The 14170-nt window shown below is 72.8% G+C and carries 12 protein-coding genes and 1 pseudogene; 10 read left to right on the top strand and 3 right to left on the bottom strand.

The annotated features are described in order from the left end of the window. Positions 1 to 250 precede the first annotated feature (250 nt). Entirely contained in the window at positions 251 to 925 is a 675-nt protein-coding gene (locus ACGF8A_RS01035) for a lysophospholipid acyltransferase family protein (RefSeq protein ID WP_393102866.1), read from the bottom strand. Between the two features lie 379 nt (positions 926 to 1304). Here ACGF8A_RS01035 and ACGF8A_RS01040 point away from each other — a divergent pair, with 379 nt between their 5' ends. The 3 genes from ACGF8A_RS01040 (at position 1305) to ACGF8A_RS01050 (ending at position 3601) form a co-directional block, all read left to right on the top strand. Beyond that, the gene (locus ACGF8A_RS01040) at positions 1305 to 2477 is read left to right on the top strand and encodes a glycerophosphodiester phosphodiesterase (RefSeq protein WP_393102868.1); all 1173 of its coding nucleotides are present in this window, start codon (positions 1305 to 1307) and stop codon (positions 2475 to 2477) included. Positions 2478 to 2552: 75 nt separating this feature from the next. Beyond that, entirely contained in the window at positions 2553 to 3059 is a 507-nt protein-coding gene (locus tag ACGF8A_RS01045; RefSeq protein WP_393102870.1) for an RNA polymerase sigma factor, read from the top strand. A 44-nt stretch (positions 3060 to 3103) separates the two neighbouring features. Next, positions 3104 to 3601 (top strand): GNAT family N-acetyltransferase, encoded by a 498-nt coding sequence (locus ACGF8A_RS01050; RefSeq protein ID WP_393102872.1) that lies wholly within the window; start codon positions 3104 to 3106, stop codon positions 3599 to 3601. Between the two features lie 70 nt (positions 3602 to 3671). Here ACGF8A_RS01050 and ACGF8A_RS01055 read toward each other — a convergent pair whose 3' ends face one another. Both ACGF8A_RS01055 and ACGF8A_RS01060 read right to left on the bottom strand, forming a co-directional pair. Next, entirely contained in the window at positions 3672 to 4106 is a 435-nt protein-coding gene (locus ACGF8A_RS01055; RefSeq protein ID WP_393102874.1) for a hypothetical protein, read from the bottom strand. Then, positions 4087 to 4446 (bottom strand): hypothetical protein, encoded by a 360-nt coding sequence (locus ACGF8A_RS01060; protein ID WP_393102876.1) that lies wholly within the window; start codon positions 4444 to 4446, stop codon positions 4087 to 4089. Before ACGF8A_RS01060 ends, ACGF8A_RS01055 begins: the two co-directional genes overlap by 20 nt. Here ACGF8A_RS01060 and ACGF8A_RS01065 point away from each other — a divergent pair. The 7 genes and pseudogenes from ACGF8A_RS01065 to cobT all read left to right on the top strand — a co-directional run. Next, positions 4345 to 4866, top strand: a pseudogene (locus ACGF8A_RS01065) (HAD-IA family hydrolase); the annotation flags it as partial. The gene ACGF8A_RS01060 and the pseudogene ACGF8A_RS01065 overlap by 102 nt on opposite strands. Before the next feature lie 325 nt (positions 4867 to 5191). Next, on the top strand, positions 5192 to 6226 hold the full coding sequence (locus tag ACGF8A_RS01070; protein WP_393102878.1) for a methionine ABC transporter ATP-binding protein: 1035 nt from the start codon (positions 5192 to 5194) through the stop codon (positions 6224 to 6226). Then, entirely contained in the window at positions 6223 to 6960 is a 738-nt protein-coding gene (locus ACGF8A_RS01075; protein ID WP_393102880.1) for a methionine ABC transporter permease, read from the top strand. The genes ACGF8A_RS01070 and ACGF8A_RS01075 overlap by 4 nt, the downstream gene beginning before the upstream one ends. 65 nt (positions 6961 to 7025) lie before the next feature. After that, positions 7026 to 7853 (top strand): MetQ/NlpA family ABC transporter substrate-binding protein, encoded by an 828-nt coding sequence (locus ACGF8A_RS01080; RefSeq protein WP_393102882.1) that lies wholly within the window; start codon positions 7026 to 7028, stop codon positions 7851 to 7853. A gap of 136 nt (positions 7854 to 7989) precedes the next feature. Then, complete coding sequence (locus ACGF8A_RS01085) at positions 7990 to 8628, top strand: GNAT family N-acetyltransferase (RefSeq protein ID WP_393102884.1); 639 nt, start codon at positions 7990 to 7992, stop codon at positions 8626 to 8628. Between the two features lie 115 nt (positions 8629 to 8743). Further along, positions 8744 to 9955 (top strand): precorrin-6y C5,15-methyltransferase (decarboxylating) subunit CbiE, encoded by a 1212-nt coding sequence (cbiE, locus tag ACGF8A_RS01090; RefSeq protein WP_393102886.1) that lies wholly within the window; start codon positions 8744 to 8746, stop codon positions 9953 to 9955. A 346-nt stretch (positions 9956 to 10301) separates the two neighbouring features. Further along, a complete protein-coding gene (cobT, locus tag ACGF8A_RS01095; protein ID WP_393102888.1) occupies positions 10302 to 14078 on the top strand; it encodes a nicotinate-nucleotide--dimethylbenzimidazole phosphoribosyltransferase in 3777 nt (1258 codons plus the stop codon). The last annotated feature ends 92 nt before the right edge of the window (positions 14079 to 14170 follow it).

The raw sequence follows: 14170 nt of genomic DNA on the forward strand, positions 1-14170 counted from the left end.
GACCTGCGCGACGAGCCCGGGCGGACCGGCACCGCGGAGGTATCAACGCGCCGGGGGCCCCGGCCGGCCTGAAGGGGCGCGGGGACCTGCGCGACGAGCCCGGGCGGACCGGCACCGCGGAGGTATCAACGCGCCGGGGGCCCCGGCCGGCCTGAAGGGGCGCGGGGAACTGCGCGACCAGCCACGGCGGACCCGCACCCGAACCGCAACAACGCGCCCCCCCGCCCCCCCCCCGGCCGAACCAGCGGAGCTACGCCGCTTCCTTGGCCTTCGTCGCATACATGTCCACATACTCCTGCCCCGACAGCCGCATGACCTCGGTCATCACCGAGTCCGTCACGGCCCGCAGCACATACCGGTCCCGGTCCATGCCGTCGTACCGCGAGAACTCCAGCGCCTCACCGAAGCGCACGGTGACGCGGGCGGGCCGGGGGAACCCGGCCCCGCCCGGCTGGATCCGGTCCGTGCCGATCATCGCGAACGGGACGACCGGCGCCCCGGTCATCAGGGTGAGCCTGGCGATGCCGGTGCGGCCCCGGTACAGGCGGCCGTCGGGGGAGCGGGTGCCCTCGGGGTAGATGCCGAAGACCCTGCCCTCCTCCAGGATCCGGCGCCCGGTCATCAGCGCCGCGACCCCGCCCTTGCCGCCGTCGCGGTCGACCGGGATCATGCCGACGCCGGTGAAGAACCACGCCATCAGCCGGCCCTTCAGGCCCTTGCCGGTGACGTACTCGTCCTTGCCGATGAAGAACACCTGGCGGTCGCAGACCAGGGGCAGGATCATCGAGTCGATGAACGTGAGGTGATTGCCGGCCAGGATCACCGGACCGTCGCCCGGGATGTGCTCCACACCCTCCACCCGAGGGCGGAACATCAGGCGCATGATCGGACCGAGCACTGCCTTGATGAGCGCGAAGCGGGACAACGGGCCCTCCGGGGTCAACGGATTCGGTATGAGTCTGTGCAGGTGAGGACGATACTCGCGGCCCCCGGACAGACGCACATCGGGGACATCGGGTTCACCGAGGTCTTACGCACTGTTGACGTGCGTTCACCTGCGGTGGCGTGTCGCAGCCTACGCGTAACCTGGCCGCGACGATGTGACCGACATCGCGTGGAGCCGGTACCGACCGGCTACCCCGGGCCGCGCCCCTGAAGCCGACGGGCCGTCACCTCCGCCGAACCTACGGTCCTCATACGACATCCGTCGTCATCCGCGCGTTCGAAACGAAGCCTCCCGGCTGACACGTCGACAGCCCTACCATCTGCCAGCACCCACGACATTCACGGCAAGGAGGCCGCTGATGGCAACGCAGGAGTCGAACGAGCAGCCGCAGGAGCAGGCGCACACCGGTCGACGGGCGCTTCTGGGTGCCGCGGTGCTCGGCGCGGGCGGAGCCGTCCTCGGTCTGTCCGGCTCGGCGAGAGCCGACGCGCGTCATGGAGGCCGAGGAATGAAGAGCCTGCCCGTACCGACGATCGTCGCTCACCGCGGGGCCAGCGGCTACCGGCCCGAGCACACCCTCGGTTCGTACCAGCTGGCCCTCGACATGGGCGCCGACGTCGTCGAGGCCGGCGACCTGGTGCCCACCAAGGACGGTCACCTCGTCTGCCGCCACGAGCCCGAGATCGGCGGCACCACGGACGTCGCCGACCACCCCGAGTTCGCCGGCCGCAGGACCACCAAGGTCCTGGACGGCGTCTCGACCACCGGCTGGTTCACCGAGGACTTCACCCTCGCCGAGCTGAAGACCCTGCGCGCCACCGAGCGCATCCCGGCCAACCGCCCGCACAACACCCTCTACGACGGCCGCTGGGAGATCCCCGCCTTCGAAGAGGTGCTCCAGTGGCAGGACGAGCAGAGCCGGGGCCGCGGCAAGCAGGTCTGGATCTACCCCGAGCTCAAGCACCCCACCTATTTCCGCAAGCTGGGCCTGCCCCTGGAGGAACGGGTCGCCAAGCTGCTGCGCAAGTACCGCAGGGACCGCTGGAACTCGCCGGTCATCCTCCAGTCCTTCGAGCCGACCAGCATCCAGCGCCTGCACAAGCTGGTCGACAACCCGCTCGTGGTACTGCTGTCCGGCGCGAGCACCCGCCCCTGGGACTTCGTCGAGAGCGGTGACCCGCGCACCGTCGCCGACCTGATCAAGCCGGCCGGGCTGCGCGAGATCGCCTCCTACGCCCAGGGCATCGGCCCCACCCTCGACCTGGTCATCCCGAAGGACGCCGCCGGCAACCTGACCCGGCCGACCACCCTCGTCGCCGACGCCCACAAGGTCGGCCTCAAGCTGCACCCCTGGACGCTGCGCAACGAGAACCCGTTCCTGCCGGCGAACTTCCGCAAGGGCACCGACGCGGACGCCTACGGCGACGTCTTCGGCGCCTACCGGGCGTACTTCGCCACGGGCATCGACGGCATCTTCACCGACCAGCCGGACACCGGCCTGCTGGCCCGCGAGGACTTCGTCAACGGCTGAACCGTCCCACCCCGGTCGGGGTGACAACCGGCCGCCCGGGCAACCCGCAGCCCGGGCGGCCGCGTCGTGCCGCATATGACGCCCGACCTGCTCACCGCCCTGCGTCCCCTGCTCGCCGCCGAGGCCTCGGCCGAGGCGCACGCCGCCGGCACCGAACCCGGCGACCTGGAACAGGCGGTCTGGCTCCGCCTGCTGGAACTGCTGCACTCCGGCGGCCCGCCCCGCGACCCCGAGCGCTGGTTGCGCCGCGCCGTCCGCTCCGAGGCCCGCCGCTCCCGTCGTACGCACCGGCACGAGCGCCCCTACGGCACCGAACCCGCCGACGAGTCCGGCGGCACCCCCGAGCAGCTCGCCGTCACCGCCGGCCGGGCCCGTGCCCTGCGCGAGGCGGTGCGCCGGCTGCCCGGCCGCTGCCCCGCCGTTCTGGACGCGCTGATGTCCCCCAAGGACCTCACATACCGGGAGATCGCGGGGGAGTTGGGTATCTCACAGGGGAGTCTGGGACCGGAACGTTCCAGATGTCTGGGATGTCTGCGGCGATTGCTCGCCGCGGAGGTTGCGGCTCGCGGAGCACGGGGATAGGAGTGGGGGACAACAGGCAACAGGTGAGCGGGAGGCGTGCACACATGGGCATGAGCGTGATCATCTCCGAGGCGACCGACCAGGACGTCGAGCAGATCTTCAAGCTGCAGTACCTGTGCTTCCAGAGCGAGGCGGCGCTGTACGGCAACTACCGCATCGACCCGCTCGTCCAGACCCTCGCCTCGGTCCGTCAGGAGGTCGCCGACGACTGCGTCTTCGTGGCCCGGCTCGGCGACGAGGTGATCGGCTCGGTGCGCGGCGCGATCACCGACGACGGCGCCGCCTCCATCGGCCGCCTGTGTGTCCACCCCCGTCTCCAGGGCCACGGCATCGGCGCCCGCCTCCTGCGCGCGGCCGAGTCGGCCCTCGCGGAGCAGCGCGGCGCCAGGAAGTTCCGCCTCCACACGGGCCACCGCAGCGAGGGCAACCTCCGCCTCTACCGCAAGGTGGGCTACGAGACGGTGGGCACGTCGAAGGGCGCGGACGGCGTACCCATGATCGTCCTGGAGAAGCAGGCGGGCGCCTTCGTCGCGACAGCCTGAGCCGTAACGCCCCCGGCGGCGCGGGGGCCGCGCGACCGGCCCCCCGCGAGCCGGCGCCCGTCGGCGGTGCTCAGCCCGCCTGTTCGCCGCGCGCCTTGCGCAACCACCACAGCGCCGACACCGGCAACAGCACCGGGATGAACAGGTAGCCCATGCCGAAGTCGGACCATACCGTCGCGTCCGGGAACGCCGACGGCTCGACCAGCGTCCACGTGCCGACCACCAGCACACCCGCCAACTCGGCGGCGCAGCAGACCTGCGCCGCCCTGCGGGCCGTCTCCCCACCGCGCACCAGCGTGTAGGTGATGAACCCGTACACCACCCCCGCCAGCGCCGACAGCGCGTAGGCGAGCGGCGCACGGCCGAACTCCGTGGCGATCTGGTACGCGGACCGTGACACGGCGCCGACGACCATCACGCCGTACAGCCACACCAGCAGTATCCCGGGCCCGCTGATCAGCCGGGACTTCGTCACTCCCGCCACCTCAGCCTCCCCAGATGTCATGGAGCCGCACCTCCAGGACGGCCAGCACCACACCGCCGGCGGCAACCGTCACCGAACCCCACTTCGACCGCTCGGCCAGCGACATGAACCCGGCGGCGGGGACGCAGGCGAACGCCCCCAGCAGATACGCCACGAAGATGGTCGTCCCCTGGGCGGGCTTCTCGCCCCGCGCCAGCTGCACGATGCCGACGACCAGCTGCACCAGGGCAAGCAGCGACACCACGGCCATCCCGATGAAGTGCCAGTCCTTCGTCGGCTGGTCGCGGTAGGCGGCCCAGCCGCACCACGCGCCGAGCAACAGCGCGGCGACCGCGGTCGCCACCGTCAGGGCATCAACCATGGGCTGACCCTATTACGGGCCAAAAGGCCTGATGCGGCCGCCCCCGGGGTGCTCCTCACCGCCCTGCCCGCCGACCGCTGGGCCGTCGTCACCTCGGCCACCCGCCGCCTGGCCGAGGCCCGCCTGGACGCCGTCGGCATCCTGCCCAGGACGCTGATCGCCGCCGACGACGTCACCCGCGGCAAGCCCGACCCGGAGCCCTGCCTGCTCGCCGCCCGCTCACCGGGCGTCGACCCGGCCGCCTGCGTCGTCTTCGAGGACGCGCCGGCCGGTCTGCGGGCCGGGCGCGCCGCCGGGATGACCACCGTGGCCTTGGCCACAACCCACCCCGCCCACGAACTGACCGCGGACCTGGTCGTCGAGAACCTGTCGGCCCTGTCCGTACTGGTCACTGCCGACGGCGTGGAGATCTCCGCCCGGACCGACGCCCGTCCACCGCTGTCCGCAATGCGGACAGCGGGTTCCTGGTCGGGTTCGCCCGTCTGCTTTACTGATCGCATGACCACGACGAACAGCCGCATCCCTGCGACCGAGGCGACCATGACGCCCGGCGCCGGCTGTATGTGTCGTCGAATGTGCGCCTTCTAGAGGGCCCCCGCACCCCCTGAGCCTCGCGCCCCGAAGCGAGCCGCCGTGGCATGTCCGTACCTCCTCCGCCGTACGTGACCGATCTGCCTCGCGCACCTCTTCTCCTCCGTACCCGGGCACACCCACGCCCGCGTACTCGACAGTGACGGAAACCCACGTGATCACCACCTCGGGCCTCACCAAGGTCTACCGCTCACGCGGCCGCGAGGTCACCGCCCTGGACGGCGTCGACCTGCACGTCCGCGAGGGCGAGGTCTTCGGCGTCATCGGCCAGTCCGGTGCCGGCAAGTCCTCGCTGATCCGCTGCGTCAACCTCCTGGAGCGCCCCACCTCCGGCACGGTCACCGTCGCCGGTCAGGACCTCACCGCGCTCGCCGGACGCGGCCCGCGCGCGGGCCGGGAACTTGGCCGGGCACGCAGCACCATCGGCATGGTCTTCCAGCACTTCAACCTGCTGTCCTCGCGGACCGTCCAGGACAACGTCGAGCTGCCGCTGGAGATCCTCGGCAAGGCGGGGAAGGCGCGGTCCCTCAAGGCGCTCGAACTGCTCGACCTGGTCGGCCTCTCCGACAAGGCCAAGGCCTACCCCGCCCAGCTCTCCGGCGGCCAGAAGCAGCGCGTCGGCATCGCCCGCGCCCTGGCGGGCGACCCCAAGGTCCTGCTCTCCGACGAGGCCACCAGCGCCCTCGACCCCGAGACCACCCGCTCGATACTGAAGCTGCTGCGCGACCTGAACCGGCAGCTCGGACTGACCGTCCTGCTCATCACGCACGAGATGGACGTGGTCAAGAGCGTCTGCGACTCGGCCGCCCTGATGGAGAAGGGCCGCATCGTCGAGTCCGGCACGGTCGGTGAACTGCTCGCCACCCCCGGCTCGGAGCTGGCCTCCGCGCTCTTCCCGGTGGGCGGCGAGGCCTCGGCCGACGACCGCACCGTCCTCGACGTCACCTTCCACGGCGAGTCCGCCACCCAGCCGGTCATCTCCCAGCTGGCCCGTACGTACAACATCGACATCTCCATCCTGGGCGCCGCCATCGACACCGTCGGCGGTCTCCAGGTCGGCCGGATGCGCATCGAACTGCCCGGCCGCTTCGAGGACAACGTCGTGCCGATCGGCTTCCTGCGCGAACAGGGGCTGCAGATCGATGTCGTCGGCGCCGAGCCGGTAGTGGTGAAGGAAGGTGCCAAGTGACCTGGTCCGAGATGCAGCCCCTGCTGGAGCAGGCCTGTACCGAAACGCTGATCATGGTCGGCTGGTCCACCCTGATCGCCGTCGTGGCCGGCCTGCCGATCGGCGTCCTGCTCGTCCTGACCGACAAGGGCGGCCTGCTCCAGAGCACCGCGCTGAACAAGGTCATCGGTCAGGTCGTGAACGTCGGCCGCTCGCTGCCGTTCATCATCCTGATGGTGGCGCTGATGAGCTTCACCCGCTGGGTGACCGGCACCACCATCGGCAGCGAGGCCGCGATCGTGCCGCTCGCCATCGGCGGCATCCCGTTCTTCGCCCGCCTCGTCGAGACGGCTGTCCGCGAGGTGGACCACGGACTGGTCGAGGCGGTCCAGTCGATGGGCGGCAACACCTGGACCATCGTCCGCAAGGTCCTCGTCCCCGAGGCCCTGCCCTCCCTGATCGCCTCCACGACGACCACGGTCATCGCCCTCATCGGCTACTCCGCCATGGCCGGCACGGTCGGCGGCGGTGGCCTCGGCGACCTCGCCGTCCGCTACGGCTACCAGCGCTTCGAGACCGGCCTGATGTGGATCACCGTCGCGGTCCTCGCCGTCGTCATCTCGCTCATCCAGTTCGCCGGCGACCTCGCGGCCCGCTCGCTGCACCACCGTGGCGCCCACTCGGGTCCCGGCCCCAAGCTCCGCCTGCTGAGGGCGAAGGAGCCGGCCGCCGGCGACGTCGGCAAGGTCGCCTAGCCGCACCCAGGAACTCCCCGCACACCACCGCGGGGTCGCACCACCCTGAAGGAAAGGCACTTTTCGTGCATAACACCGCCAAGATCACCACCGTCGCCCTCGCCGCCGGAGCTCTCACTCTCGGGCTCACCGCCTGCGGCTCGGGCCAGGACGCCGCCTCCGGCACCTCCGGACCGCTGGTCGTCGCCGCGACGCCCGTCCCGCACGCCCAGGTCCTCACCTACGTGAAGGACAACCTGGCCGAGAAGGCCGGACTGGACCTCGAGGTCAAGGAGTTCACCGACTACGTCACGCCGAACACGGCGACCGAGGACGGCTCGGTGGGCGCCAACTACTTCCAGACCGAGCCCTACCTCGAGGACTTCAACAAGAAGAACGGCACCCACCTGGTGTCCGTCGCCTCCGTGCACCTCGAGCCGCTCGGCCTGTACTCCGAGAAGACCGACAAGGTCGGCGGCCTGAAGAGCGGCGCGACCATCGCCGTCCCGAACGACACCGTCACCGAGGCGCGGGCCCTGCAGCTTCTCGCCGCCAACGGCCTGCTCACCCTCAAGGACGGCGTGGGGACCTCGGCCACCACCGCCGACATCACCGAGAACCCCAGGAACCTCAAGTTCAAGGAGCTGGAGGCGGCTCTGACGCCCCGCTCCCTGAAGGACGTCGACGCGGCAGTGATCAACGGCAACTACGCCCTGGAGGCCGACCTCAAGCCGGCCGAGGACGCCCTCGTCCTGGAGTCCCCTGAGAACAACCCGAACGTCAACCTCCTCGTCGTCAAGGAGGGCAGCGAGGACGACCCGCGCGTGCGCAAGCTCGCCGATCTCCTCACCTCCCCCGAGGTCGGGAAGTTCATCGAGAAGGAGTACGCCGGCTCGGTCATCGCCTCCTTCTGAGCCCCGTCCCGCGTCGTCCGCACCCGGGGTCCGCTCCCTCACACGGAGTGGACCCCGGGTGTGTGGTTGAGTGCTTTCATGCTGCATGCTGGGCAGTTCAGCAGGCCTGACGGTTCGAAGGTTACGGAGCGGCGTCATGACGAGCACCTTCCCCACCATCTCCATCAGCACGGAGCGGTTGGTGCTGCGTCCGCTCGACGAGGACGACGTCTCCGCCCTCGCCGAGATGATGAACGACGAACAGGTCGTCGCCTGGACCGACGTACGGCTGCCCTTCACCGAGGACAGCGCCCACGCCTGGATCACCGGGCACGTCCCCGCCGAACGCGCCCGGGGACGTGGCGTCGCCCTCGCCGTCACCGAGTTCCTCACCCAGCGCCTGGTCGGGGTCATCGAGCTGACCCGCACCAACTGGCACGTACGCTCCACCGAGCTGTCGTACGTCGTGGCCCCCTGGGCCCGCGGCGAGGGGTACGCCTCCGAGGCCGCGCTCGCCACCGCCCAATGGCTCTTCCACGACCAGAAGTTCGAGCGCATCGAGCTGCGCACCGCGGCCGACAACACCGCCTCCCAGCAGGTGGCCCAGAAGATCGGCTGCATCAGCGAGGGCGTCCTGCGCGGCGCCTGCATAGCGCGCGCCCGCACCGGCGAGGGAGGCTGGACCGAGGTGCGCACCGACTACATCGTGTGGAGCCTGCTGCCCGAGGATCTGGAGGGCGCGGGCGAGCGGCTGGCGGACACCGGCGGATTCACGTCGTACCCGGACTGGAACTGAGAGCGGCGGGGAAGGCGCCCGAGCGCGCCCGGACGCCACCAGGTACTCTCACGGAGCGCGCCCGCCCCCGGGATGCGCCCGACGACCTGCGCAAACCCCCAGGAGACTGACGACGATGGCCGACCGGGTCACGGTGATCGGCTGGGATGGCTCTCCACTGACCGCCGCGGCACGCGCCGCGCTGGGCGCCGCCACCCTCGTGGCCGGTGCCGGACACCATCTGCTGCTGCCCGAGGTGCCGCCCACCGCGGAGCGCGTCCGGCTCGGCAGCCTCGCCCTCGCCGCCCGCCGGATCGCCGCCCATCGCGGCACCGCCGTGGTGCTCGCCGACGGCGATCCCGGCTTCTTCGGGGTGGTACCCACCCTGCGCGCCCCCGAGTTCGGCCTGGAGGTCGAGGTCGTCCCCGCCGTCTCCTCCGTGGCGGCCGCCTTCGCACGCGCGGGCATGCCCTGGGACGACGCCCAGGTGGTCGTCGCACACCCCCGCACCCTGCGACGCGCGGTGAACGTATGCCGCGCGCACACCAAGGTCGCGGTCCTCACCGCCCCCGGCGCCGGCCCCGCCGAACTCGGTCTGCTCCTCGACGGCGTCCACCGCACATTCGTGATCTGCGAGGAACTCGGCACCGCCCGCGAGCAGGTCACCGTCGTCACGTCCGAAAAGGCCGCCGACCACACCTGGCGCAACCCGAACGTCGTGATCGTCATCGGCGGCCCGGCCGCGGCGCAGGAGGGCGGCGGCTGGATCGCCGGCCGCGACCCGGGCACCGGCCCGCGCGGCTGGACCCTGCCGCCCGGGGCGTACGGCGGTGCCCTGGGCGAGGGGGAGACCGAGCCGCTCCGCGCGGCCCAACTCGCCCGGCTCGGCCCCCGCGTCGGCGACCTCGTGTGGGACATCGGCTGCGGCAGCGGCGCCTTCGCCACCGAGGCCGCCCGGGCCGGTGCCGCCGTCATCGCCGTCGACCGGGACCGCGGTGCGTGCGCCCGCACCGACGCCGCCGCACGCCACTTCGCGGTCCAGCTCCAGATCGTCCACGGCACCGCCCCGCACGTCCTGGAGAACCTGCCCGAACCCGATGTCGTGCGGGTCGGCGGCGGGGGAGCTGCCGTGGTCTCCGCGGTCGCCGACCGACGCCCGCAGCGGATCGTCACCCACGCCGCCACCCGCGACGCGGCCGAGATCGTCGGCCGTGACCTCACCGAGCACGGCTACGAGGTCGAGTGCGCCCTGCTGCAGTCCGTGGAACTCGACACCCGGGCCTGGACCGAGAAGGAGCGGAGCGTCGCGTTCCTGCTCACCGGGGTACTGCCCGATCGCGCCCCGTGATCCGGTTGTCGTACCGCGCGCGGTAGGCTGGCCGATCGTTGTACCGCACTCGGACGCCCGGCGCTTCGTCGGTCAATGTCCGGAAAACCCGCTCGTTTTGGGGTGGGTGTGGTACGGCAGAACCCGAGGACGCGCAACGTGGCGCAGTCCACAGCGGGCGGTCGCGAATGAGGCTGACGTGACGGCGGAACGGCCGCGACAATGCCACTGAATGGCTTTGTCGCCTTTTCCGGCGGCTCGTTCGTGCCGCTGGGCACGCGCGCTCGTTCTTCACAGCGGGGCGGTCGGTGCGCCGTTCCGGGTGAGCTGGTCGTAGGAGCATCAACCGATGGGCGAGGGGTTACGCATGACCGACACCGGCCAGGGCCCGGGTGAGGGGCTGCCTGAGAACGCAGGCCTGGTGGAACAGCCGGGCGTCTCCGTTCCCGGCGCGTACGCCTACGTCTCCGAGACGCCCGCCGAGGACGAGGACCTGCTGCTGCCCGGCGCGCAGGGCGCCTGGGGCAACGAGGTGGCCCCGCCCGCGCCGGAGCCGGTCGTCGAGGCCGTCCACGAACCCGGCGCGCACGAGATGTCCGGCCGCGACAGCGGCTCGGTCGACCTGACCGGCGTCCGCCTGCCGGGCCCGACGCCGCCCCCGCCGTCGCCCGCGCCCGCCGCCACGCCGCGCCGTCCGCTGCACCTGGGCCCTCCGATCCCCGACGCCTCCGCCAGCCCGGTCCGCTCACTCGCCGACCGCGGTCCGGCGGGCGCGCCGGTACGGCAGGCGGGGCCGCCGGCCAACGGGCCCGAGTACCTCGACGTCCCGCGCGCGCGGGAGATGCGGGAGATGGCGCCGGGTGCGGTGCCGCAGGGTGCCGCGCCGTGGGGCGCCCCCCAGACTGCCGCGACGCAGCCGACGGCGACGCAGCCGCCGGTGGGCGCGGAGGTGACGCCTGCGGAAACGGTTGTCCCGGGGGCTGTCCTGGCGGCGGACGTGCACGACCACGCGCACGAACACGCGCACGCCCAGGTGCAGGGTGGGGCGCCGGTACATGCGCAGGCCGAGACACAGGCCCAGGCCGAGGCGCACGCCCGGTCGATGCCGCAGGCTCACGCGCCCGGCGAGGTGACCGCGCAGTCCGAGGCCCAGGCGCAGCCCGAGGCCCAGGCACGGCCCCAGGTCCACGTACAAGCTGAGGTGCACGCGCAGGACGAGGTGCCGGCAGCCGGACAGGCCGTGGCGCACGGACCGGCGCCGGCTCAGGCCCAGGGCGCGCCGGAGCCGGTGGGCGCGGCACAGGCCGCGCTCGCGCGGATCGCCTCGGAGGCCGGAGCGTCGGGGACATCCGGCCACGGCGACGCGCACCCCGCCGAGGCCGCCCCGGCCGCCGACCCGGCGTTCGGCCCCGACGCGGGCACGCCCGCCGAAGCGGCGGCCCCGGCTGAGCCGGATGCCGCCGACGCGCAGCCGTTCCTCCCGGACGCCGGGGAGGCCCCGGGCGACCCGGCCGTCGTGGCGGAGGCGACGCCGGTCGCCGAGCCCGCGTCCGCTCCCGAGGCGGAGCAGCCGGCCGGAGTGCCGGCGCAGGCGCCCGCGCACGGTGCCGAGGAGACCCGGGCCGCCGCACCTGAGCCCGTGCACCAGCCCGGCCCCGAGTCCGCGCAGCCCCAGGACGCCGACACGGCCGAGCCCCCGCTCGCCGCCGAGGCGGCCCCGCTCGACCCCGGCCCCGCGCAAGCCGCCGCCGAGCCGCAGGACGGCGTCGAGCCGGCCGGTACGGCCGCCCCCGCGCAGCCCGCCGCGCAGCCCGAGCCCCCCGCTGCCGCGGACGTGGAAGCCCAGGTCGTGGCCCCGGCCGTGGCGGAGCTCGCCGGGCAGCAGGCCCCGCAACCCGAGGGCGCCGTGCCGGAAGCGGACCCCGGCGCGCCGGTCGAGGAGCCGCTGGACATCGCGCCCGGCACCGCTCCGGCACCGCAACCGGAGCAGCCACTGGGCCAGTTCGTCGCGGTGGACGGCTTCGTGCCGACCACCCCGCACCTCGCGCCCACCCCGCCGCACCCCGTCGTGCTGCCCGCGCAGGAGCAGGCACCCGAGCCCCCGGCGCAGCCGGAAGCCACGGCCACGGTCCCCGCCCCCCGCGCGGCCGGCGCGGCGCCTGGAGAGGCACCGGACCCCGAGTCCGCCGTACCGATGCTGCAGAACGCGGACGACCTGGACACCCGGGCCGCCGACCAGGAGGACCAGAACGAGCTGCCCGCCCGGCGGGACCTGCTGAACCAGCGGCACCCGCAAGGCCCCCAGGCCGCGCACGACCAGCACCCCCCGCACCTCCGGCAAGCACCGCACGACCCGCACCACCCGCAGGAAATGAGCACGGCCCCCGTGGCAGAAGCACAGCAGTCCGCCGGCCCCGCCGCGCCCGCCTACGACGACGCCGAGCGCGAGGCCGTGCTGAAGGTCATGCGGGAACGGCGTGACATCCGCAACGGCTTCCGCAGCGACCCCATCCCGCACGAGGTGCTGCTCCGCGTCCTGGAGGCCGCCCACACCGCACCCTCGGTCGGGCACTCGCAGCCCTGGGACTTCGTCGTCATCCGTTCCGCCGAGACCCGGCGCACGATGCACGAACTGGCCATGCGCCAGCGCGAGGCCTACGCCAAGTCCCTCCCGAAGGGCCGGGCGAAGCAGTTCAAGGAACTGAAGATCGAGGCCATCCTCGACACCCCGGTGAACATCGTCGTCACCGCCGACCCGACCCGCGGCGGCCGTCACACCCTCGGCCGGCACACCCAGCCGCAGATGGCGCCGTACTCCTCCGCGCTCGCCGTCGAGAACCTCTGGCTCGCGGCGCGCGCCGAGGGCCTCGGCGTCGGCTGGGTGAGCTTCTTCGACGAGCGCGAGATGGTGCGCGCGCTGGGCCTGCCCGAGCACCTGGAGGTCGTGGCGTACCTGTGCGTCGGGTACGTCGACGAGTTCCCCGAGGAGCCTGAGCTGATGCAGGCGGGCTGGTCCAGGCGCCGCCCGCTGTCGTGGGTGGTCCACGAGGAGACGTACGGCCGCCGCGCCCTGCCCGGCGAGGAGCCGCACGACCTGCTCGCCGAGACCGTCGCCCAGATCCGGCCGCTGGACGCCAAGGCGCTCGGTGAGGCCTGGGAGCGGCAGAAGCGGATGACCAAGCCGGCCGGCGCGCTCGGCATGCTGGAGATCATCTCGGCGCAGCTGTCCGGGCTGTCCCGGCAGTGCCCGCCGCCGATCCCGGAGCCCGCGGCCGTCGCGATCTTCGCGGGCGACCACGGGGTGCACGCCCAGGGCGTCACGCCGTGGCCGCAGGAGGTCACCGCCCAGATGGTGGCCAACTTCCTCGGCGGGGGAGCGGTCTGCAACGCGTTCGCGAGCCAGGTCGGCGCCGAGGTCTGCATCGTCGACGTGGGCGTCGCCGCGGAGCTCCCGTCCACGCCCGGCCTGCTGCCGCGCAAGGTGCGCCCGGGCACCGCCGACATGACCACCGGTCCCGCGATGACCCGCGAGGAGGCCAGGCAGGCCATCGAGGTGGGCATCGAGACGGCCCGCGACCTGGTGGCGGCCGGCAACAAGGCGCTGCTCACCGGCGAGATGGGCATCGCCAACACCACCGCGTCCGCCGCCCTGATCTCGGTCTTCACGGGCGCGGACCCGGCGGAGGTCACCGGGCGCGGCACCGGCATCAACGACGAGACCCTGGCACGCAAGACCGAGGTCGTCCGCCGTGCCATCGAGCTCCACCAGCCGGACCCGGCCGACCCCGTCGGCGTCCTCGCCGCGATCGGCGGCCTCGAACACGCCGCCGTCGTCGGCCTCCTTCTCGGCGGTGCCTCCCTGCGTACGCCGGTCATCCTGGACGGCGTCAGCGCCGGTGCCGCGGCCCTGGTCGCCCGCGCGATCGCCCCCGAGGTGCTCGCGGCCTGCATCGCGGGCCACCGCAGCGCCGAGCCCGGCCATGTGGCCGCGCTGAACAAGCTCGGCCTGCGACCCCTGGTCGACCTCGACCTCCGGCTCGGCGAGGGCACGGGCGCGCTGCTGGCCCTGCCGCTGGTCCAGAGCACGGCACGGGCGATGCACGAGGTGGCGACGTTCGATTCGGCGGGTGTGACGGAGAAGTAGGCACCCCGGGCAGGCCGGGCCGGGCGGGCGCTCCGTAGCACCCACCCGGGCCCCGCCGTACGCTGAACGCATTCTAAAATCCGCACGTCAGG

Source organism: Streptomyces sp. NPDC047706 (assembly GCF_043204795.1).
In the GTDB taxonomy this organism is placed as follows: domain Bacteria; phylum Actinomycetota; class Actinomycetes; order Streptomycetales; family Streptomycetaceae; genus Streptomyces.

Excerpts from the sequence above, each read along its gene's own strand:
- ACGF8A_RS01050 (WP_393102872.1), top strand. The coding sequence starts at position 3,104 with ATGGGCATGAGCGTGATCATCTCCGAGGCGACCGACCAGGACGTCGAG.
- cobT (WP_393102888.1), top strand. The coding sequence starts at position 10,302 with ATGACCGACACCGGCCAGGGCCCGGGTGAGGGGCTGCCTGAGAACGCA.
- ACGF8A_RS01055 (WP_393102874.1), bottom strand. The coding sequence starts at position 4,106 with ATGACATCTGGGGAGGCTGAGGTGGCGGGAGTGACGAAGTCCCGGCTG.
- ACGF8A_RS01060 (WP_393102876.1), bottom strand. The coding sequence starts at position 4,446 with ATGGTTGATGCCCTGACGGTGGCGACCGCGGTCGCCGCGCTGTTGCTC.
- cbiE (WP_393102886.1), top strand. The coding sequence starts at position 8,744 with ATGGCCGACCGGGTCACGGTGATCGGCTGGGATGGCTCTCCACTGACC.
- ACGF8A_RS01040 (WP_393102868.1), top strand. The coding sequence starts at position 1,305 with ATGGCAACGCAGGAGTCGAACGAGCAGCCGCAGGAGCAGGCGCACACC.
- ACGF8A_RS01045 (WP_393102870.1), top strand. The coding sequence starts at position 2,553 with ATGACGCCCGACCTGCTCACCGCCCTGCGTCCCCTGCTCGCCGCCGAG.
- ACGF8A_RS01085 (WP_393102884.1), top strand. The coding sequence starts at position 7,990 with ATGACGAGCACCTTCCCCACCATCTCCATCAGCACGGAGCGGTTGGTG.